This window comes from Streptomyces sp. NPDC019937 (assembly GCF_040631655.1).
In the GTDB taxonomy this organism is placed as follows: domain Bacteria; phylum Actinomycetota; class Actinomycetes; order Streptomycetales; family Streptomycetaceae; genus Streptomyces.
In genome coordinates this window covers 1-19,834 of sequence record NZ_JBEYAL010000073.1, presented here as the reverse complement: position 1 = coordinate 19,834, position 19,834 = coordinate 1, and the positions used below count along the sequence as shown (strand labels likewise).

General features: G+C 70.5%; 15 protein-coding genes. 8 read left to right on the top strand and 7 right to left on the bottom strand.

Annotated features, from left to right (window positions below; translation table 11 throughout):
- Positions 1-34: 34 nt before the first annotated feature.
- Positions 35-1,219: a DivIVA domain-containing protein gene (locus ABZ562_RS39185; RefSeq protein ID WP_361489672.1), complete on the top strand. Its 1,185-nt coding sequence runs from the start codon at positions 35-37 to the stop codon at positions 1,217-1,219.
- 337 nt (positions 1,220-1,556) lie between these two features.
- On the opposite strand, the gene ileS is transcribed toward ABZ562_RS39185, so the two are convergent.
- A complete protein-coding gene (ileS, locus tag ABZ562_RS39180; RefSeq protein ID WP_361489669.1) occupies positions 1,557-4,688 on the bottom strand; it encodes an isoleucine--tRNA ligase in 3,132 nt (1,043 codons plus the stop codon).
- Positions 4,689-5,279: 591 nt separating this feature from the next.
- Here ileS and ABZ562_RS39175 point away from each other — a divergent pair.
- The 4 genes from ABZ562_RS39175 (at position 5,280) to ABZ562_RS39160 (ending at position 8,218) form a co-directional block, all read left to right on the top strand.
- The gene (locus ABZ562_RS39175) at positions 5,280-6,074 is read left to right on the top strand and encodes a TraR/DksA family transcriptional regulator (RefSeq protein WP_361489666.1); all 795 of its coding nucleotides are present in this window, start codon (positions 5,280-5,282) and stop codon (positions 6,072-6,074) included.
- A 71-nt stretch (positions 6,075-6,145) separates the two neighbouring features.
- Positions 6,146-6,727: a signal peptidase II gene (locus tag ABZ562_RS39170; RefSeq protein WP_361489664.1), complete on the top strand. Its 582-nt coding sequence runs from the start codon at positions 6,146-6,148 to the stop codon at positions 6,725-6,727.
- Between the two features lie 76 nt (positions 6,728-6,803).
- Positions 6,804-7,745, top strand: coding sequence for an RluA family pseudouridine synthase (locus ABZ562_RS39165; protein ID WP_361489661.1), 942 nt, complete (start codon positions 6,804-6,806; stop codon positions 7,743-7,745).
- A complete protein-coding gene (locus tag ABZ562_RS39160) occupies positions 7,742-8,218 on the top strand; it encodes a GNAT family N-acetyltransferase (protein WP_361489658.1) in 477 nt (158 codons plus the stop codon). Before ABZ562_RS39165 ends, ABZ562_RS39160 begins: the two co-directional genes overlap by 4 nt.
- A 37-nt stretch (positions 8,219-8,255) precedes the next feature.
- Here the strand turns inward: ABZ562_RS39160 and ABZ562_RS39155 are convergent, their stop codons facing one another.
- Positions 8,256-9,383 (bottom strand): mechanosensitive ion channel domain-containing protein, encoded by a 1,128-nt coding sequence (locus ABZ562_RS39155; RefSeq protein WP_361489655.1) that lies wholly within the window; start codon positions 9,381-9,383, stop codon positions 8,256-8,258.
- A gap of 105 nt (positions 9,384-9,488) precedes the next feature.
- On the opposite strand from ABZ562_RS39155, the gene ABZ562_RS39150 reads away from it, so the two are divergent.
- Positions 9,489-10,070 (top strand): dienelactone hydrolase family protein, encoded by a 582-nt coding sequence (locus ABZ562_RS39150; protein WP_361489690.1) that lies wholly within the window; start codon positions 9,489-9,491, stop codon positions 10,068-10,070.
- A gap of 3 nt (positions 10,071-10,073) precedes the next feature.
- Here the strand turns inward: ABZ562_RS39150 and ABZ562_RS39145 are convergent, their stop codons facing one another.
- From ABZ562_RS39145 to ABZ562_RS39130, 4 genes are all read right to left on the bottom strand, one after another.
- Entirely contained in the window at positions 10,074-11,711 is a 1,638-nt protein-coding gene (locus tag ABZ562_RS39145) for an alkaline phosphatase D family protein (protein ID WP_361489652.1), read from the bottom strand.
- 158 nt (positions 11,712-11,869) lie between these two features.
- The gene (locus ABZ562_RS39140; protein ID WP_361489649.1) at positions 11,870-12,700 is read right to left on the bottom strand and encodes a thioredoxin domain-containing protein; all 831 of its coding nucleotides are present in this window, start codon (positions 12,698-12,700) and stop codon (positions 11,870-11,872) included.
- A gap of 64 nt (positions 12,701-12,764) precedes the next feature.
- A complete protein-coding gene (locus ABZ562_RS39135) occupies positions 12,765-13,463 on the bottom strand; it encodes a hypothetical protein (protein ID WP_361489687.1) in 699 nt (232 codons plus the stop codon).
- A gap of 107 nt (positions 13,464-13,570) precedes the next feature.
- Positions 13,571-14,896: a DUF2252 domain-containing protein gene (locus ABZ562_RS39130; protein ID WP_361489646.1), complete on the bottom strand. Its 1,326-nt coding sequence runs from the start codon at positions 14,894-14,896 to the stop codon at positions 13,571-13,573.
- Between the two features lie 238 nt (positions 14,897-15,134).
- Here ABZ562_RS39130 and dnaE point away from each other — a divergent pair, with 238 nt between their 5' ends.
- Positions 15,135-18,680, top strand: coding sequence for a DNA polymerase III subunit alpha (dnaE, locus tag ABZ562_RS39125; protein ID WP_361489643.1), 3,546 nt, complete (start codon positions 15,135-15,137; stop codon positions 18,678-18,680).
- A gap of 76 nt (positions 18,681-18,756) precedes the next feature.
- Here the strand turns inward: dnaE and ABZ562_RS39120 are convergent, their stop codons facing one another.
- A complete protein-coding gene (locus ABZ562_RS39120; protein WP_361489641.1) occupies positions 18,757-18,924 on the bottom strand; it encodes a hypothetical protein in 168 nt (55 codons plus the stop codon).
- A gap of 256 nt (positions 18,925-19,180) precedes the next feature.
- Here ABZ562_RS39120 and ABZ562_RS39115 point away from each other — a divergent pair.
- Positions 19,181-19,834, top strand: a 654-nt coding sequence (locus tag ABZ562_RS39115; RefSeq protein WP_361489639.1) for an NYN domain-containing protein, incomplete at its 3' end; no start/stop codon positions are given.

Here is a 19,834-nt window from a genome sequence, read left to right as displayed (position 1 = left end):
CGGTTGCCGACGACTACGTTGAGGTGAAGTAGAGATGCCGTTGACCCCCGAGGACGTGCGGAACAAGCAGTTCACGACCGTCCGCCTCCGAGAAGGCTATGACGAGGACGAGGTCGATGCCTTCCTCGACGAGGTCGAAGCCGAACTGACCCGGCTGCTGCGGGAGAACGAGGACCTGCGCGCCAAGCTGGCCGCAGCGACCCGGGCCGCCGCACAGAGTCAGCAGCAGCAAGGCATGCGCAAACCTCCGGAACAGCAGGAGCGACCCGGCGCCCCTGTCCCCGCCGCCATATCCGGACCGCCGCAGCAGCAGGGCCAGCCCGGCCCGCCGCAGCAGCAGCAACAGCAGCAGCAGATGGGCGGCCCGCCCCAGCTTCCGGGCGGTGCCCCGCAGCTGCCGGCCGGTCCGATGGGCCAGGGCGGCCCCGGTCCGATGGGCCAGGGCGGTCCCGGTGGCCCCGGCGGTCCTGGCGGCCCCGGTGGTCCCGGTCCGATGGGCCAGAACGGCCCCATGGGTCCCGGCGGGCCCATGGGTGGCCCGATGGGCGGCCCCGGTGGCCCCGGCGGCCCGCAGCTGCCGCAGCCGGGTCAGGGCCCGGGCGGCGACAGCGCCGCGCGCGTGCTCTCGCTCGCGCAGCAGACCGCCGACCAGGCGATCGCGGAGGCCCGTTCCGAGGCCAACAAGATCGTCGGTGAGGCCCGCAGCCGCGCCGAGGGCCTGGAGCGCGACGCCCGCGCCAAGGCCGACGCACTGGAGCGGGACGCGCAGGAGAAGCACCGTGTCGCGATGGGCTCCCTGGAGTCCGCGCGTGCCACGCTCGAGCGCAAGGTCGAGGACCTGCGCGGCTTCGAACGCGAGTACCGCACGCGGCTGAAGTCGTACCTGGAGAGCCAGCTGCGCCAGCTGGAGAACCAGTCCGACGACTCGCTGGCCCCGTCGCGGACTCCGGCGACCGCCTCGCTGCCGCCGTCCCCCTCGATGAGCGGGTCCATGGCTTCCTCGGGTGCCGGCTCGATGGGTGGCCACACGATGGGTGGCAACCAGTCGATGGGCGGCGGCCACAACCAGAACGGCGGCGCGCCGTCGTACGGTGGGCAGCAGCAGATGTCTCCCGCGATGACCCAGCCGATGGCACCGGTGCGGCCGCAGAGTCCGCAGCCGATGCAGCAGGCGCCGAGCCCGATGCGGGGCTTCCTCATCGACGAGGACGACAACTGACGCGGTACGCGTAAGCGTTTCGGCAATCACGAAGGGCTGGGCCCCGGGGCGATCCGCTCCCGGGGCCCAGCCCTTTGCCGTGCGTGGGGCCGACGGCGGTCTTTCCCCTACCCGCCCCTCCCCGCAACCGGGGCTCCGCCCCGGACCCCGGTCCTCAAGTGCCGGACGGGCTGGAGTGCGGGTGTGCTCCGCTCCGGACCCCGGCGCCCTTCGGGCGTGTGCTCAATCGCCGGACGGGCTGATTTTCAGCCCGTCCGGCGATTGAGGACCGGGGGTTCAGGGGGCGGAGCCCCCTGGTCGGGAAGGGGCGGGGTGGGGAACAAGCCCCCGCGGGGCGTTACGCCTTGCGGAGGCGGAACGTCAGGCCCAGGGCCTGGTCCTCGAAGGGGGTGCCGTAGGCGGCGTCGGCCTCGCCGGAGGCGAAGTCCGTGGCGAGGACCTCGTCCGCGATCAGCCCGGCGTGGTCCGTGAGGGCCTGGCGGAGGTCCTCGTCGGCGGACACCCACCGCAGGGCGATCCGGTCGGCGACGTCCAGACCGCTGTTCTTACGGGCCTCCTGGATCAGCCGGATGGCGTCCCGGGCGAGGCCCGCGCGCCGCAGCTCCGGGGTGATCTCCAGGTCGAGGGCGACCGTGGCGCCGGAGTCGGAGGCGACCGACCAGCCCTCCCGCGGGGTTTCGGTGATGATGACCTCATCGGGGGAGAGGGCGACCGTCTCGCCGTCCACCACGACCGACGCGGTCCCCTCGCGCAGCGCGACCGACAGCGCGGCCGCGTCGGCGTCCGCGATGGCCTTGGCGACGGGCTGGGTGCCCTTGCCGAAGCGCTTGCCCAGGGCACGGAAGTTGGCCTTGGCGGTGGTGTCGACCAGCGAGCCGCCGACCTCGCTCAGCGCGGCGAGCGAGGAGACGTTCAGCTCCTCCTCGATCTGCGCGCGCAGCTCGGGGCCCAGCTTCTCGAAGCCGGAGGCGGCGACCAGCGCCCGCGAGAGCGGCTGGCGGGTCTTCACGCCGGACTCGGCCCGGGTGGCCCGGCCCAGCTCCACCAGGCGCCGTACGAGCGCCATCTGGGCCGAGAGGGCCGGGTCGATCATGGCCTGGTCGGCCTCGGGCCACGAGGTCAGGTGGACGGAGTCGGGGGCGTCCGGGGTCACCGGGACGACCAGGTCCTGCCAGACGCGCTCGGTGATGAACGGCACCAGCGGGGCCATCAGCCGGGTGACCGTCTCGATGACCTCGTGCAGGGTGCGCAGCGCGGCCGCGTCGCCCTGCCAGAAGCGGCGGCGCGAGCGGCGCACGTACCAGTTGGACAGGTCGTCCACGAACGCCGACAGCAGCCGTCCGGCGCGCTGGGTGTCGTACGCCTCCATCGCCTGGGTGACCTGCTCGGTGAGCGTGCCCAGTTCGCCCAGCAGCCAGCGGTCCAGCATCGGGCGCTCGGCCCGGGCCGGGTCGGCGGCGGACGGCGCCCAGCCCGAGGTGCGGGCGTACAGGGCCTGGAAGGCGACCGTGTTCCAGTAGGTCAGCAGCGTCTTGCGCACGACCTCCTGGATGGTGCCGTGGCCCACCCGGCGGGCCGCCCACGGCGATCCGCCGGCGGCCATGAACCAGCGCACGGCGTCGGCGCCGTGCTGGTCCATGAGCGGGATCGGCTGCAGGATGTTGCCCAGGTGCTTGGACATCTTCCGGCCGTCCTCGGCCAGGATGTGACCGAGGCAGACCACGTTCTCATAGCTCGACCGATCGAAGACGAGCGTGCCGACCGCCATCAGCGTGTAGAACCAGCCGCGGGTCTGGTCGATGGCCTCGGAGATGAACTGCGCCGGGTAGCGCTTCTCGAAGACCTCCTTGTTGCGGTACGGGTAGCCCCACTGCGCGAACGGCATCGAACCCGAGTCGTACCAGGCGTCGATGACCTCCGGCACCCGCACGGCCTCCAGGGAGCAGCCCTCGGTGGTGCAGGTGAAGGTGACCTCGTCGATGTACGGGCGGTGCGGGTCGAGCCCCGTCTGGTCGGTGCCGGTCAGCTCGGACAGCTCGGTGAGCGAGCCGACGCAGGTCAGGTGGTTCTCCTCGCAGCGCCAGATGGGCAGCGGGGTGCCCCAGTAGCGGTTGCGGGAGAGCGCCCAGTCGATGTTGTTGTTCAGCCAGTCGCCGAAACGGCCGTGCTTGACCGAGTCAGGGAACCAGTTGGTCTTCTCGTTCTCCCGCAGCAGCGCGTCCTTGACCGCGGTGGTGCGGATGTACCAGGACGGCTGGGGGTAGTAGATCAGCGGGGTGTGGCAGCGCCAGCAGTGCGGGTAGCTGTGCTCGTACGCCAGGTGCCGGAACAGCAGCCCGCGCTCGTCCATGTCGCGGACCAGCGTCTCGTCGGCCTTCTTGAAGAACTGGCCGCCGACCAGGTCCAGCCCCTCCTCGAAGGTGCCGTCCGTGCGGATCGGGTTGACGATCGGCACGCCGTAGGCGCGGCTGCTCTTGAAGTCCTCCTCACCGTAGGGCGCCTGGTGGACCAGTCCGGTGCCGTCCTCGGTGGTGACGTAGTCGGCGTTGACGACGAAGTGCGCGTCGGGGATCTCGACCAGCTCGAAGGGGCGCTGGTACGTCCAGCGCTCCATCTCCGCGCCGGTGAAGCTCTGGCCGGTGGTGTGCCATCCCTCGCCCAGCGCCTGCTCGACCAGCGTCTCGGCGACGACCAGCTTCTCCTTGCCGTCCGTGGCGACCACATAGGTCACCTCGGGGTGGGCGGCAACGGTGAGGTTGGCGACCAGCGAGAACGGGGTGGTCGTCCAGGCCAGCAGGGACGCCTCGCCGGCCAGCGGGCCGGAGGTCAGCGGGAAGCGCACGTAGACCGAGGCGTCGACGACGGTCTCGTAGCCCTGGGCCAGCTCGTGGTCGGACAGCCCGGTGCCGCAGCGCGGACACCAGGGGGCGACGCGGTGGTCCTGGACCAGCAGGCCCTTGGTGAAGATCTCCTTGAGCGACCACCACACCGACTCGACGTACTCGGGGTCCATCGTGCGGTAGGCGTCGTCCAGATCGACCCAGTAGCCCATGCGCCGGGTCAGCTCGGCGAAGGCGTCGGTGTGCCGGGTCACCGACTCCCGGCACTTGGCGTTGAACTCGGCGATGCCGAACGCCTCGATGTCCTTCTTGCCGTTGAAGCCCATCTCCTTCTCGACCGCCAGCTCCACCGGCAGGCCGTGGCAGTCCCAGCCCGCCTTGCGGGCCACGTGATAGCCGCGCATGGTGCGGAAACGGGGGAAGACGTCCTTGAAGACGCGGGCCTCGATGTGGTGGGCGCCCGGCATGCCGTTGGCGGTGGGCGGGCCCTCGTAGAAGACCCACTCCGGCCGGCCCTCGGACTGTTCGAGGGTGCGGGCGAAGATCTTGTTCTCCTGCCAGAAGTCGAGCACGGCGTGCTCGAGCGCGGGCAGGTCGACCTGGGCGGGCACCTGGCGGTACTGCGTCATCGGAATGCGTCCTCCGGCGGATACGTCTCGTCGTTTCCGTCGGAGGGACGAGAGCCGTCAGCGCTCCCGCGGTACCACCCTCCTTGGCCGCGAGCAGTGCGCTCCCGGCCCCCTCATTGGGGCGCGATGCCGGTTCTACTGGCCCAGGGAGGGTGTTCTTCCGGCGGCTCCGGGGTGATCCTTCACGTCGCGCTCGCCCCCGGGCTCACACCGTCCCCGGGTCGCTCGTGGCCGCGTACGCCGCTACTCGTCCCCATCCACGCCTTTCGCTGCGCCCAGTGTACGGGGCCGGACGGACCGCGGCCGACCGATTTCCGCCGCTGCGCCGACTGGGGGAGGGGCCGGACCCGAGACGACCCGAATGCCGATACGCCGGGTGCTGCAGTGCGGGAGTCCTCGTGCCTCACTCTCCGGTACCGGTTCCCGGCCGGATTACCGGGCGGTGGGTGGGGCACAACCGTGAAGACCGGATTGCCGTACGGGCAAGCCGGGCGAATCGGGCGGCGTGCCCCGTTGCCGCGTGCCCGGAGTCGATTTATCGTTCCGGAACGATTCGCGAGCAAGATCACAATATGTGAAGGGGCCGCGGCCATGGTGGCGAGGAAGACCGCCGTGCAGAAGAGCACGGCGAAGGCGACGAAGGCCGCGTCCGCGAAGAAGAGCGCCTCGGCGGGCAAGGCCACATCGGCCGCCGCGCAGGACGAGAAGGCCGCGAAGGTCACGAAGAAGGCGGCCGCCAGGACCACGGCCAAGAAGACCACGGCCACCCGGGCGACGGCCAAGAAGACCACGAAGGCCGCGGTCAAGAAGGCCACGGCGAAGAAGACCGCATCGGCCGCATCCGCCAAGAAGGCGGTGCCCGCGAAGAAGACGGGAGCCAGGAAAGTGGTTGCGAAGAAGACTCCGGGCGGTGCGCCGACCGCCAAGCAGACCGCGCCGTCGTTCCCGCCGTCCGGCGTGCCCAAGGCCCGGGCCGGCGGGCCCGTGGACCCCGGCGAGCTGGCCGTACGCCCCGGCGAGGCCCCCTGGTCGGCGGAGGAGGTCGACGAGGCGCGCACCGGGCTGCTGGCCGAGGCCGGCCGGCTGCGCACCGAGATCCTCGCCTCCGAGGAGGCCATCACCGGGCTCATGCGGGACTCCGGCGATGGCGCGGGCGACGACCAGGCCGACACCGGCACCAAGAACATCACGCGCGAGCACGAGATGGCCCTGGCCGGGAACGCCCGCGAGATGCTGCTGCAGACCGAGCGCGCCCTGGAGCGGCTGGACGCCGGGACCTACGGCCTGTGCGAGAACTGCGGGAACGCGATCGGCAAGGCCCGGATGCAGGCATTCCCGCGCGCGACGTTGTGTGTCGAGTGCAAGCAGCGTCAGGAGCGCCGCTGACCGTCCGCACGCCTGTGTCGTACCCTCGTCTGAGCCAGGGGGAGACTGGCCCGACGATGAGGGAACATACGTTGACAGAGGCGGAGCAGGCCATCGGTACGCCAGATGCGGGGAAGGCCGAGGAGGGCGCCGGGACCAGCGCCGCCGGGGCCGTGGCCGGAGCCGGGAAGAGGCGGCGGATCGGGGTGCTGGCCGCGGTCGCCGGGTTCGCGTACCTCCTGGATCTGTGCAGCAAGCTGGCCGTGGTCGCGAAGCTGGAGCACCACGCTCCGGTCGAGGTGATCGGCACCTGGCTGCAGCTGGAGGTGATCCGTAACCGCGGTGCGGCCTTCGGCATGGGCGAGGCGATGACCATCGTCTTCACCGTGATCGCGGCCGGGGTGATCGTGGTCATCGCGCGGCTGGCCCGCAAGCTCTACAGCCTGCCCTGGGCCATCGCGCTCGGCATGCTGCTCGGCGGCGCCTTCGGCAACCTCACCGACCGGGTCTTCCGGACGCCCGGCGATCTGCAGGGGGCGGTCGTGGACTTCATCGCGCCCGCCCACTTCGCCGTCTTCAACCTCGCCGACTCGGCGATCGTGTGCGGCGGCTTCCTGATCGTGATCCTGTCCTTCCGCGGCCTGGACCCGGACGGCACGGTCCACAAGGACTGACGCCCGGCCCCGCTGCGGCGGGGCCGGTATGCGACGGGCGTACGAACCGGTGCGCGCGGTCCGTCATACTCGACGGGTGAGTACGATTCCCGAGATCCGCACCCTGCCCGTACCCGACGGACTGGAGGGCGAGCGCGTCGACGCCGCGATCGCCCGCATGTTCGGCTTCTCGCGGACCAAGGCGGCCGAGCTGGCCGCCGCCGGGAAGGTGCAGGTCGACGGCAGCACCGCCGGTAAGTCCGACCGGGTCTCCGGCGGGGCCTGGCTCGAAGTCGAGATGCCGCAGGCCGCGCCGCCGGTCCAGGTCGTCGCCGAGCGCGTCGAGGGCATGGAGATCGTCCATGACGACGACGACATCGTGGTCATCGCCAAGCCGGTCGGCGTCGCCGCCCACCCCAGCCCCGGCTGGACCGGCACGACCGTGATCGGCGGACTCGCGGCCGCCGGTTTCCGCATCGCCACCTCGGGCGCCGCCGAGCGCCAGGGCATCGTCCACCGGCTGGACGTGGGCACCTCCGGTCTGATGGTCGTCGCCAAGTCCGAGCGCGCGTACACCCTGCTCAAGCAGCAGTTCCGGGAGCGCACGGTCGACAAGCGCTACCACGCGCTGGTCCAGGGCCACCCCGATCCGCTCAGCGGCACCATCGACGCGCCGATCGGGCGGCACCCCCAGCACGATTACAAGTGGGCGGTGACCGCTGACGGCAAGCCGAGCGTCACCCACTACGACCTCATCGAGGCCTTCCGCGCCGCCAGCCTCCTCGACATCAAGCTGGAGACCGGGCGCACCCACCAGATCCGGGTGCACATGTCGGCCCACCGCCATCCGTGCGTCGGCGACCTCACCTACGGGGCCGACCCGACGCTCGCCAAGCGGCTGAAGCTGACCCGGCAGTGGCTGCACGCGATGCGGCTGGGCTTCGAGCACCCCTCGGACGGCAGCTGGATCGAGTTCGAGAGCCCCTACCCGGACGACCTGCAGCGGGCGCTGGACATCGTGCGCGCGGAGAGCGCGTGAGCGCGCCGTACGCCATCGAGGTCGTGACCGATGGCGACCTCACGGGCTGCCACGCCGTGCGCCATGAGGTCTTCGTGGTCGAGCAGGAGATTCCCGTGGCGGAGGAGATGGACGCGTACGACGCGCACGCCGTCCACCTCCTGGCCTCCTCGGCGGGCCGCCCCGTGGGCACCGTCCGCTTCCTGTACGGCGCGGCGGCCGACAAGAAGTACGGCCACGCCGGGGTGAACGGCGCCACCACCGCCGCCCTCGGCCGCCTCGCCGTGGCCCGCGCGGCGCGCGGCACCGGCCTGGGGGCGGCGCTGGTCCGGGCGGTCGAGGCGGAGGCGGGGCGGCGCGGGCTGTCCGGGGTCTACCTGGAGGCCCAGACGCACGCGCTCGCCTTCTACGAGCGGCTGGGCTACGAGGCGTTCGGGCCGGAGTTCGACGAGGGCAGCGGCATTCCGCACCGCGCGATGCGGCGGGCGCTGTGAGGCGCTGGAGGCGCTGAGCCCCGTCGCCCCGCGGCGGTCAGCCCTTGCGGAAGCCGTCGTCGAAGCGGGCGAAGTGGTCCTCGCGCCGGGAGCCGGACCGGGACGCGGACGCCGTCGCGGGCAGCTGGGCCTGCACCGCGGGCGCGGTCGTGATCCTCGGCAGCGCGTACGGATGCTCCGTGCGCAGCCAGGTGATCATCTGTTCCCGGATGTCGCACCGCACCGTCCACGCGTCGTCGGAGTCCCGCGCGGTCACCAGCGCCCGCACCACGATGGTGCTCGGGCTGGTGTCGGTGACGACCAGGCTCCAGTCCCGCCCGTCCCAGGCCGGGGACTTCTGCACGATCTCGCGCAGCTTCGCCCGCATCTCCTCGATCGGGGCGTGGTGGTCGAGGTGGAAGAAGACCGTGCCGGTCTTCTGGGTGCCGCCGCGCGACCAGTTCTCGAAGGGCTGGCCGGTGAAGTACGACACCGGCATGGTGATCCGGCGCTCGTCCCACGTCCGCACCGACAGGAAGGTGAGGGTGATCTCCTCGACCGTGCCCCACTCGCCGTTGACCACCACCGTGTCGCCGATCCGCACCATGTCGCCGAAGGCGATCTGCAGTCCGGCGAAGAGGTTGCCCAGCGTCGACTGGGCGGCGACACCGGCGACGATGCCCAAGATTCCGGCGGACGCCAGCATGGACGTGCCGACGGTGCGCATCGCGGGGAACGTCAGCAGCATCGCCGACGCCGCCACCACCCCGACCACCGCGGCCACCACCCGCTGGATCAGCGTGACCTGGGTGCGCACCCGCCGCACCCGCGCCGGGTCGTGCGCGCTGGCGGCGTAGCGGGAGTACGAGGACTCCACTATGGCGCCGGAGACCCGGATCGCCAGCCAGGCCGTCGCCGCGATCAGCACCAGGGTGAGCAGCCGGCTGATCGCCGTCTGGTGTGTGGTGATGGCCTGCGCCTTGATCGTGTCGTACGAGCCGCGCAGCAGCGCCGTGCACACCGTCACCTGCAGGGGCAGCCGGCAGCCGCGCAGCAGGTCCCACAGCGGGGTCTCCGGGTGCCGGGCGTCGATCCGCCGCAGCAGCCAATCGGCTCCCCAGCCGATGAGCACGGTGATGGCGAGGGAGCCGCCGATGACGATGACGGGACGCAGCACGTCCTCCATGAAGATCTTCCTCGTCCTTCCGTCGGAGGTTCTCGATTTCCGCCTTCCCGGGCCGTACCTGGCACGATGGGCGAAGCGCGTTCCACCCACAAGGAAGTGACCACTGTGACCGGTTCCCCGATCCTGCTCCTCCATTCCATGTACGGCCTGCGGCCCGCGGTGCACGCGGCCGCGGACCGGCTGCGCGCCGCGGGGCACGAGGTGTACGTACCCGATCTGTACGAGGGGCGGACGGCGGCCACCGCGGAGGAGGGCATGGCCCTCAAGGAGGAGATCGGCGGGGACGAGTTGCTGAAGCGGGCGGTGCGGGCCGCGGCGCCGGTCTCGGACCGGGGCCTGGTCTACGCGGGCTTCTCGCTCGGCGGCTCGCTCGCGCAGAACCTGGCGCTGGCCGACGACAAGGCGCGCGGGCTGCTCCTGCTGCACGGGACGTCGGACATCGCCGACGACACCACGACCGATGAGCTGCCGGTGCAGCTGCACGTCGCCGACCCCGATCCGTTCGAGCCGCACGACTGGCTGAACGCCTGGTATCTGCGGATGGGGCGGACCGGGGCCGATGTGGAGGTCTTCCGCTATCCGGGAGCCGGGCACCTGTACACCGACCCGGAGCTGCCGGACTACGACGAGCAGGCCGCCGAGGCCACCTGGCGGGTGGCCCTCGGCTTCCTCGAGGAGCTGCGGTAGGGCTCAGACCACCGGCTTGTCGGCGCGCTCGACCCGCTGGGTGCCGGAGCGGGTCAGATAGGACCGGCTCCAGGACGCCGTGGCGCGCGGGTCGGCCTTGTCGGAGACGGTGTAGTAGTCCATCTGGGCCCGTTCGGCGGTGACGTCGAGCACGCCGTAGCCGTGGGCGTCCATGTCCAGCCACTTCACATGCCGGTTGGCGGCGCGGAGGGCGGCGGCAGCGGCCAGGGAGACGGTGTGCGCCGGTACGTGGAGCAGATCGTCGAGGTTGTCGGAGGTCACCGAGGTGACCACGAACTCGGTCGCGGCCGAGTCGGACAGCGGATAGGTCGCGGCCTTCACCGGCACGTCGTTGGCCCACGCCATGTGGATGTCACCGGTGAGGAAGACGGTGTTGCCGATGGCGTTCCCGGTGAGATGGGCGAGCAGTTCGCGCCGGTCGTCGGTGTAGCCGTCCCACTGGTCGGTGTTGATCGCCAGGCCTTCCTTGGGCAGCCCGAGGAGTTCGGCCAGCGGGGCGAGCACCTCGGCGGGGAGCGCGCCGAAGGCGACCGGCGAGATCATCACCGAGTTGCCCACCAGTCGCCAGGTGGTGTCCGAGCCGCTGAGCCCGGACTTGAGCCAGTCGAGCTGGGCGCGCCCGGTGACCGTGCGCTCCGGGTCGTCCACCGCGCCGCTGCCCACGGACACCTGCTGGGAGCGGAACGAGCGCAGGTCGAGCAGGTGGAGGTCGGCGAGCGTGCCGTAGCGCAGCCGCCGGTAGGTGGTGCCCTCGGTGGAGGGGCGCACCGGCATCCACTCGAAGTACGCCTGCTTGGCGGCGGCCATCCGTGACGCCCAGGCGCCCTCGGTGCCGGGGGTGTGGTTCTCGGCCCCGCCCGACCAGGCGTCGTTGGCGAACTCGTGGTCGTCCCAGATGGCGATCATCGGCATCGCGGCGTGCAGCGCCTGCAGATCGGCGTCCGTCTTGTACCTGCCGTGCCGGGTGCGGTAGTCGGCGAGGGTGGTGATCTCGTGGGTGGGGGCGTGCTGCCGGACCGTGTACGTCCGGTCGGGGTATTCGCCGCTCTGGTACTCGTAGATGTAGTCGCCCAGATGCAGGACCGCGTCCACATCGGTGCGGGCCGCGAGATGGCGGTACGGGGAGAACCAGCCCGCTTCCCAGTTGGCGCAGGAGACCACGCCGAAGCGGATCCCGGGGGCGGCGGCGTCGGCCGCCGGGGCGGTCCGGGTGCGCCCCACGGGGGAGTAGGCGCCGCCGTCGGCCCGGAAGCGGTAGAAGTAGTCGGTGGCCGGCCGCAGTCCGCGCACATCGGCCTTGACGGTGTGGTCGGCCGAGGCGGTGGTCTTGGCGGTGCCGTGCGCGACGACCGTACGGAACTCCCGGTCCGTGGCGACCTCCCAGCCGGTCTCGACGGCCGGGCCGAGTCCCGAACCGGGCACGGCGTCCGGGGTGGGGGTGACGCGCGTCCACAGCAGGACGCCGTCGGGCAACGGATCGCCGGAGGCGACGCCGTGCAGGAAGGCGGGGCCGGTGTCGGCGTGGGCGGCCGTCTGGGCGGCGAGCGGCAGCAGGGCGGCGGTGGCCGCTACGGCCGTGACGGCGCTGCGGCGGGATATGTGGTTTTCGGCGTCGGTCACGGCCGACGACCCTACTGGCAAGTAGGCCCGAACGGCAGGTCTTCGGGGGGAAGTTCGCCCGCGCGTCGCCGCCGGGTCACGTCACCGCCGGGCCGGCGGGCGCGCCCCGGGGTGTTCCCCCGAAGGCGCGCCCGCGCGGGCCCGGCGGTGCGGGGCGGCTACTTCTTGAGGCCCTGCTTGACGAGCGGGGTGAACTGGTCCGGCGTCATCGGCGGCTTGCCCTGCCCGACCTCCAGCTTCTTGCCGTTGAGCTTGAAGGACGGGGTGCCGGTGATGTCCTTGGTGTCGTTGAACGTCTTGGACATGGCCAGGGCCCACCGGTCGTATGTGCCCTTCTTCACGGCCTTCTCGAAGGCCGCGTTGCCCTTCAGCTCCTTGACCTGCTGGGCGACGTCGATCAGCTTCTGGTCGCTGGCGAAGGCGTCGTCGGTCTCCTCGGGGTGGTTTTTCGGGGAGTACAGCGCCGTCTTGTAGTCCAGGAAGGCCTGCGGGCTGACGTTGAGCGCCGCGCCGAGCGCGCTCAGGGCGTTCTTCGAGCCGGCGCCGGGCATCTGCTTGTTGTCGTCGAGGAAGGTGCCCATCGTGAACTGCGCCTTGTAGGTGCCGTCCTTGATGTCCTTGAGCACGGTCGGGCCGGTGTACTTCTCGAACGTGGCGCAGACCGGGCAGCGCATGTCCTCGTAGACGTGCAGGGTGTTCTTGGCCTTCTTGTCGCCGATGATCACCGTGGTGCCCTGGGGGCCGCTGGTGTGGGCGGGCTTCACCAGGGACTGCTTCTTGGCCGCCGCCTGCCACTTCTGGTTGACGTCGTCGGTGTTCATGTTGGTGACGGCGTAGCCTATGCCGCCCGCTATCGCGAGGACCGCGACGACCGCGCCGCCGACGAACAGCTGGCGGCGCATCCGCTCCTTCTTGGCCTGACGCTCACGCTCGGCGCGCAGCCGCTCGCGCGCGGCCTGCTTGTTCTGGTGGCTGTTGCGGTTGCTCATAAGTGATCGATCTCCGTCGTTCTACGTCGGTCGGTAGTGCGTACGTGGAAGGGAAACGCTGTGCTCAGGCGGCGACTGAGCAGGGCGGTCCACGACGCACGACGGAGTGCACCAGAAGGGGGAGCGCGGGGGCCGGACGCACCGGGCGTACCGGCAGCGCGGCCGGGGTGCGCGGCCGCAGGGCCGCGGTGACGACCGCGACGGCCAGCAGCAGCGGCCGGAAGGCGAAACCGGCGAGGGCCCCCAGCAGCCGCCCGAGGGCGGCCTCACCGCGCCGCAGCCAGGCCGAGGCGATCAGCCCGACGGCCACGTGGGCGGCGAGCAGCAGCCACGGGGTGGCGGAGCCGACGGCGGCGGCCAGGGGCGTGCCACCCCCCGAATGGGTGACCCCGGCCAGCGGGGTGCCCACGTCACCGCTGCCGCAGAGCAGGTCGACGCCCATCGAGCGCAGGGGCCCGGCCACCGGGCCGCCGGACTGGCCGTAACAGGCGTCCTGGCCCGTGGTGAAGATCGTGTCGGCGGCCAGTTCCAGCGGGACCAGCAGGGCGGCGATGCCCCAGAAGCCCCGCTCCCGGCCCGCGAGCGCGTAGGCGAGGGTGAAGACGGCCGCCGAGAGCGCCGCGACCGTGGGGAGCGGCAGCGGGACGCGGGAGAGCAGCACATGGGACGTCGAGGACAGGGTGACGCACAGCGCTGTGAAGAGCGCCGCGCGCAGGGCCCTCAGCCGGGGCCCGGTGCCGCCTGTGCCGACGGTGCCGCCCATGCCGTCCATAAGGTCGGATTGTGCCACGTTCGGCTGTAGGAGTGACATCAAGAGAGCCCGTGGGGTGCCCGCCCGGCGGCCACCCCACGTCCCCGGCACGGTGCCGCTCAGAGGCCCGGGATGCGGCCGTTGCGGAAGAGGTCCACGAAGATCTGGTGGTCGGCGCGGGCCCGGGCGCCGTAGGTGTGGGCGAAGTCCACCAGCAGGTCACCGAAGCCGTCCTCGTCCGCGGCGATCACCGCGTCGATGGCGCGCTCGGTGGAGAACGGCACCAGGGAGTGACCGCTCTGGTCGTCGGCGGCGGCGTGCATGGTGGCCGTGGCCCGCCCGAGGTCGGCGACGACCGCGGCGATCTCGGCCGGGTCGTCGATGTCGCCCCAGTCCAGGTCCACCGCGTACGGCGAGATCTCGGCGACCAGCTGCCCGGCCCCGTCCAGCTCGGTCCAGCCCAGCCACGGGTCGGCGTGCGCCTGGAGCGCGCGCTGCGAGATGACCGTGCGGTGGCCCTCGTGGTGGAAGTACGCGCGGACCTGCTCGTCGGTGATGTGCCGGGAGACCGCCGGGGTCTGCGCCTGCTTCATGTAGATCACCACATCGTTCTCCAGGGCGTCGCTGTTGCCCTCCAGGAGGATGTTGTACGAGGGCAGCCCGGCGCTGCCGATGCCGATGCCCCGGCGGCCCACGACGTCCTTGACGCGGTAGGAGTCCGGACGCGCGAGACTGGACTCGGGAAGCGTTTCCAGATAGCCGTCGAAGGCGGCCAGCACCTTGTAGCGGGTCGCGGCGTCCAGCTCGATGGAGCCGCCGCCCGGCGCGAAGCGGCGCTCGAAGTCGCGGATCTCGGTCATCGAGTCGAGCAGCCCGAAGCGGGTCAGGGAGCGGGCGACGCGCAGCGCGTCCAGCAGCGGACCGTCGGCGGTCTCCAGGGTGAAGGGCGGCACCTCGTCGTTCTTGGCACCGGTGGCCAGCGCGTGGATCCGCTCGCGGTAGGCGGCGGCGTAGACGCGCACCAGCTCGGTGATCTTCTCGTCGCTGAGCGCCTTGGTGTAGCCGATGAGCGCGACGGAGGCGGCGAAGCGCTTGAGGTCCCAGGTGAAGGGGCCGACGTAGGCCTCGTCGAAGTCGTTCACGTTGAAGACCAGACGCCCGTTGGCGTCCATGTAGCTGCCGAAGTTCTCGGCGTGGAGGTCACCGTGGATCCACACCCGGCTGGTGCGGTCGTCCAGGTACGGGCCGCCGGCGCGCTCGCGCTCCACGTCGGAGTAGAACAGGCAGGCGGTGCCGCGGTAGAACGCGAACGCCGAGGCGGCCATTTTCCGGAATTTCACCCGGAAGGCGGCCGGGTCGGCGGCGAGCAGCTCGCCGAAGGCGGTGTCGAAGACGGCGAGGATGTGTTCGCCGCGCTGTTCCGCCTGGGTCTGCTGGGTCGACATCGCGGAGCGCCTCCTGGGGCATGGGGATCACGGCGTGGTGACGTGGTGATGGCTTGTACGACTGGGTGTTCTTCATCCCGTGCGACATACGTTCCGACGTACAGGACGGGACGGAGGATCCCGAGAGGATCAGCGTCCGAGGCTACTCGCCCGCGCCCGTCCGCTGTCAGTCCGGAAGGGTAACCTTCGGTCCTGTCCCACCCACCCGTCATCGACCGTTCGCCGGAGGTCTGCCACCGTGACCAAGCCGCCCTTCACGCACCTGCATGTCCACACCCAGTACTCGCTGCTGGACGGTGCGGCGCGGCTCAAGGACATGTTCAACGCCTGCAACGAGATGGGCATGACGCACATCGCCATGACCGACCATGGCAACCTCCACGGTGCGTACGACTTCTACCAGCAGGCGACCGGCGCCGGGATCACCCCGATCATCGGCATCGAGGCGTATGTCGCCCCGGAGTCGCGGCGCTACAAGCGACGGGTCCAGTGGGGCCAGCCGCACCAGAAGCGCGATGACGTCTCCGGTTCCGGTGGTTACACCCACAAGACCATCTGGGCGACGAACAAGACCGGTCTGCACAACCTCTTCCGGCTCTCCTCCGACGCCTACATGGAGGGCTACTTCGTCAAGTGGCCCCGGATGGACAAGGAGACCATCGCCCAGTGGTCCGAAGGGCTGATCGCCTCCACCGGCTGCCCGTCCGGCGAGCTGCAGACCCGGCTGCGCCTCGGCCAGTTCGACGAGGCCCTGAAGGCCGCCTCGGAGTACCAGGACATCTTCGGCAAGGACCGCTATTTCCTGGAGCTGATGGACCACGGCATCGAGATCGAGCGCCGGGTCCGGGACGGGCTGCTGGAGATCGGCAAGAAGCTGGGCATCCCGCCGCTGGTCACCAATGACTCGCACTACACCTACTCCCGCGAGTCCGTGGCGCACGACGCGCTGCTGTGCGTCCAGACCGGCAAGAACCTCTCCGACCCGGACCGCTTCCGCTTCGACGGCACCGGCTACTACCTGAAGTCCACGGAGGAGATGTACGCCATCGACTCCTCGGACGCCTGGCAGGAGGGCTGCCGCAACACCCTCCTGGTCGCCGAGCAGATCGACAACACCGGCTGGTTCGAGAAGCGCGACCTGATGCCGCGCTTCGACGTGCCCGAGGGATACACCGAGGTCACCTGGTTCCAGGAGGAGGTCCGCAAGGGGATGGCCCAGCGCTTCCCCGGCGGCGTCCCCGAGGACCGGCAGAAGCTCGCCGAGTACGAGATGGACGTCATCATCCAGATGGGGTTCCCCGGCTACTTCCTCGTGGTCGCCGACTTCATCATGTGGGCGAAGAACAACGGCATCGCGGTGGGCCCCGGCCGAGGCTCCGCGGCCGGTTCGATCGTGTCGTACGCGCTGGGCATCACCGACCTCGACCCGGTCGAGCACGGGCTGATCTTCGAGCGGTTCCTCAACCCCGAGCGCGTCTCCATGCCCGATGTCGACATCGACTTCGACGAGCGCAGGCGCGGTGAGGTCATCCGGTACGTCACCGAGAAGTACGGCGCCGACAAGGTCGCCCAGATCGGTACGTACGGCACCATCAAGGCCAAGAACGCGATCAAGGACTCCGCCCGGGTGCTCGGCTACCCGTACGCGATGGGTGACCGCATCACCAAGGCCATGCCCGCCGACGTCCTCGGCAAGGGCATCCCGCTGTCCGGCATCACCGACGAGAAGCACCCCCGCTACAGCGAGGCGGGCGAGGTGCGCGGGATGTACGAGAACGAGCCGGATGTGAAGAAGGTCATCGACACCGCGCGCGGTATCGAGGGCCTGGTCCGTCAGATGGGCGTGCACGCCGCGGGCGTGATCATGTCCAGCGAGACGGTGACCGACCACGTCCCGGTCTTCTCGCCGAAGAACGACGGCCAGGTCGTGACCCAGTGGGACTACCCCACCTGTGAGTCGCTGGGCCTGCTGAAGATGGACTTCCTCGGCCTGCGCAACCTCACCATCATGGACGACGCGGTGAAGATGGTCCGCGCCAACAAGGGCGTCGACCTCAAGCTGCTCGACCTGTCGCTGGACGACCCCAAGACCTTCGAACTGCTCTGCCGCGGCGACACCCTCGGCGTCTTCCAGTTCGACGGCGGCCCCATGCGCTCCCTGCTGCGCATGATGAAGCCCGACCACTTCGAGGACATTTCCGCCGTCTCGGCCCTCTACCGGCCGGGCCCGATGGGCATGAACTCGCACATCAACTACGCCCTGCGGAAGAACGGCCAGCAGGAGATCACCCCGATCCACCCCGAGCTGGAGGAGCCGCTCAAGGAGGTCCTGGGCATCACCTACGGCCTCATCGTGTACCAGGAGCAGGTGCAGAAGGCCGCCCAGGTGCTCGCGGGGTACTCGCTGGGCCAGGCCGACCTGCTGCGCCGGGCGATGGGCAAGAAGAAGCAGGAGGTCCTGGACAAGGAGTTCGTGCCCTTCCAGAAGGGCTGCCGCGAGCGCGGCTACTCCGACGAGGCCATCCAGGCGGTGTGGGACGTGCTGGTCCCGTTCGCCGGATACGCGTTCAACAAGGCGCACTCCTCCGCGTACGGCCTGGTCACCTACTGGACCGCGTACCTCAAGGCCAACTACCCCGCCGAGTACATGGCGGCGCTGCTCACCTCGGTCCGTGACGACAAGGACAAGTCGGCGATCTACCTCAACGAGTGCCGCCGCATGGGCATCAAGGTGCTCACGCCGAACGTCAACGAGTCGGAGGCCAACTTCACCGCCCAGGGTGACGATGTGATCCTCTTCGGCCTCACGGCCGTCCGCAACGTCGGGCAGAACGTGGTGGACGCGATCATCCGCGGCCGCAAGTCCAAGGGGAAGTACACCTCGTTCCCCGACTACCTCGACAAGGTCGAGGCGGTCGTCTGTAACAAGCGCACCACCGAATCGCTCATCAAGGCGGGCGCCTTCGACGAGATGGGCCACACCCGCAAGGGCCTCACGGCGCACTACGAAACGATGATCGACAACGTGGTGGCGGTGAAGCGCAAGGAGGCCGAGGGGCAGTTCGACCTCTTCGGCGGCATGGGCGGCGAGAGCGGCGGCGGGGACGCGCCGGGCTTCGGTCTCGACATCGAGTTCTCCGACATCGAGTGGGACAAGACCTATCTGCTCGCCCAGGAGCGCGAGATGCTGGGCCTCTACGTCTCCGACCACCCGCTCTTCGGCATCGAGCACATCCTGAATGACAAGGCGGACGCCGCGATCTCCCAGCTCACCGGCGGCGAGCACGCCGACGGGGCGATCGTCACCATCGGCGGCATCATCTCCGGCCTCCAGCGCAAGATGACCAAGCAGGGCAACGCCTGGGCCATCGCGACCGTCGAGGACCTGGCCGGGTCGATCGAGTGCATGTTCTTCCCGGCCACCTATCAGTTGGTCTCCACCCAGCTCGTCGAGGACGCCGTCGTCTTCGTCAAGGGACGGCTCGACAAGCGCGAGGACGTGCCCCGGCTGGTCGCCATGGAGCTGATGGTCCCCGACCTGTCCGAGGCGGGCGCCAACGCCCCCGTGACGATCACCATTCCGACCGTCAAGGTCACCCCGCCGCTGGTCGAGAAGCTGGGCGAGGTGCTGACCCACCACCGCGGTTCGACCGAAGTGCGGATCAAGCTGCAAGGGGCCCGCAAGACCACCGTGCTGCGGCTCGACCGGCACCGGGTCACCCCCGACCCGGCGCTCTTCGGCGACCTCAAGGTGCTGCTCGGAGCCTCCTGCCTGGCGGGCTGAGGACGGACAGACGGACAAAAGGTGAGGGGCGCGCCCGGACTGCCGGGCGCGCCCCTCAACCGCTCATGGGCGGCGGTCAGTTGTGGCCGAAACTCTTCTGGCGGCTCTTCCGCGCCGTCGAAGGGGCACCCTCCGGCCCCATCTGCTGCGGCTGCGCTTCCATCGAGGACTGCTGCGCCTGGTCGGCCTGACCGCGGTTCTGCCGGCTCTGCTGCTTGCGATCGCGGTTCTTGTTCTTACCCATGGTGGTGTGCCTCCAGTTGGGATCAGCCCCCGGGAAGAACAGTGACACGCCCCGGTGACCCGTGCATTTCGGGCAATTACCGTGAGTGAGAAGGGCGGTCTTGCCGAGGAGGCCGTATCCGCCACGCCGGTGATCCAGTTCGGACTGATAACCCCCGTACGGTCGGGCAGACTCGAAGGGAGGACGAAGAAAAGAATCGGGGCACGGCTGTGTCGGGGGGCGACCGACGACTGGACTTCAGGAAAGAGGGTGGAACGTGGACCGCTGCGTCGTCCTGGTGGACGCCGGTTATCTGCTGGGCGCCGCCGCGAGCCTGCTGGCCGGGGAGCCCGCCCGCTCCCGCATCTCCGTCGACCACGCGACCTTGATCCAGGGCCTGCGGGAGCGCGCCGAGGCCGACACCGAGCGCCCGCTGCTGCGCATCTACTGGTTCGACGGCGCCCCCGACCGCGTACCCCAGCCCGAGCACCGGCGGCTGCGGGTGATGCCCCGGGTCACCGTCCGGCTCGGCGCGCTGACCCGCAGCGACGGCCGCTGGGCGCAGAAGGGCGTGGACGCCGCCATGCACGCCGAGCTGACCGAGCTGGCCCGCAACCGCGCCTGCTCCGACATCGTGCTGGTCACCGGCGACGGCGATCTGCTGCCCGGGCTGATGTCGGCCAAGGAGCACGGGGTCGCCGTCCATCTGTGGGCGGTCCAGGCCGCCGACGGCGACTACAACCAGTCCGAGGACCTGGTCGCCGAGGCCGACGAGCGGCGCGTCCTGGACCGGGCGTGGATCACCCGGGCGGTGCGCGCCAAGGAGCTTCCCGGGCCCTGCGCCCCCACCACCGAGCCGCGTCCCGAGATCGCCGCCATCCTCGCCGCCCCGCTGCCGGAGACCGCCGCGGCGGCCGCCGCCGCGGCAGCG

What these genes read in the sequence shown, in the direction of transcription:
- ABZ562_RS39185 (WP_361489672.1), top strand. Translation starts at nt 35, where the DNA reads ATGCCGTTGACCCCCGAGGACGTGCGGAACAAGCAGTTCACGACCGTC.
- ileS (WP_361489669.1), bottom strand. Translation starts at nt 4,688, where the DNA reads ATGACGCAGTACCGCCAGGTGCCCGCCCAGGTCGACCTGCCCGCGCTC.
- ABZ562_RS39175 (WP_361489666.1), top strand. Translation starts at nt 5,280, where the DNA reads ATGGTGGCGAGGAAGACCGCCGTGCAGAAGAGCACGGCGAAGGCGACG.
- ABZ562_RS39155 (WP_361489655.1), bottom strand. Translation starts at nt 9,383, where the DNA reads ATGGAGGACGTGCTGCGTCCCGTCATCGTCATCGGCGGCTCCCTCGCC.
- ABZ562_RS39140 (WP_361489649.1), bottom strand. Translation starts at nt 12,700, where the DNA reads ATGAGCAACCGCAACAGCCACCAGAACAAGCAGGCCGCGCGCGAGCGG.
- ABZ562_RS39135 (WP_361489687.1), bottom strand. Translation starts at nt 13,463, where the DNA reads ATGGGCGGCACCGTCGGCACAGGCGGCACCGGGCCCCGGCTGAGGGCC.
- ABZ562_RS39130 (WP_361489646.1), bottom strand. Translation starts at nt 14,896, where the DNA reads ATGTCGACCCAGCAGACCCAGGCGGAACAGCGCGGCGAACACATCCTC.
- ABZ562_RS39120 (WP_361489641.1), bottom strand. Translation starts at nt 18,924, where the DNA reads ATGGGTAAGAACAAGAACCGCGATCGCAAGCAGCAGAGCCGGCAGAAC.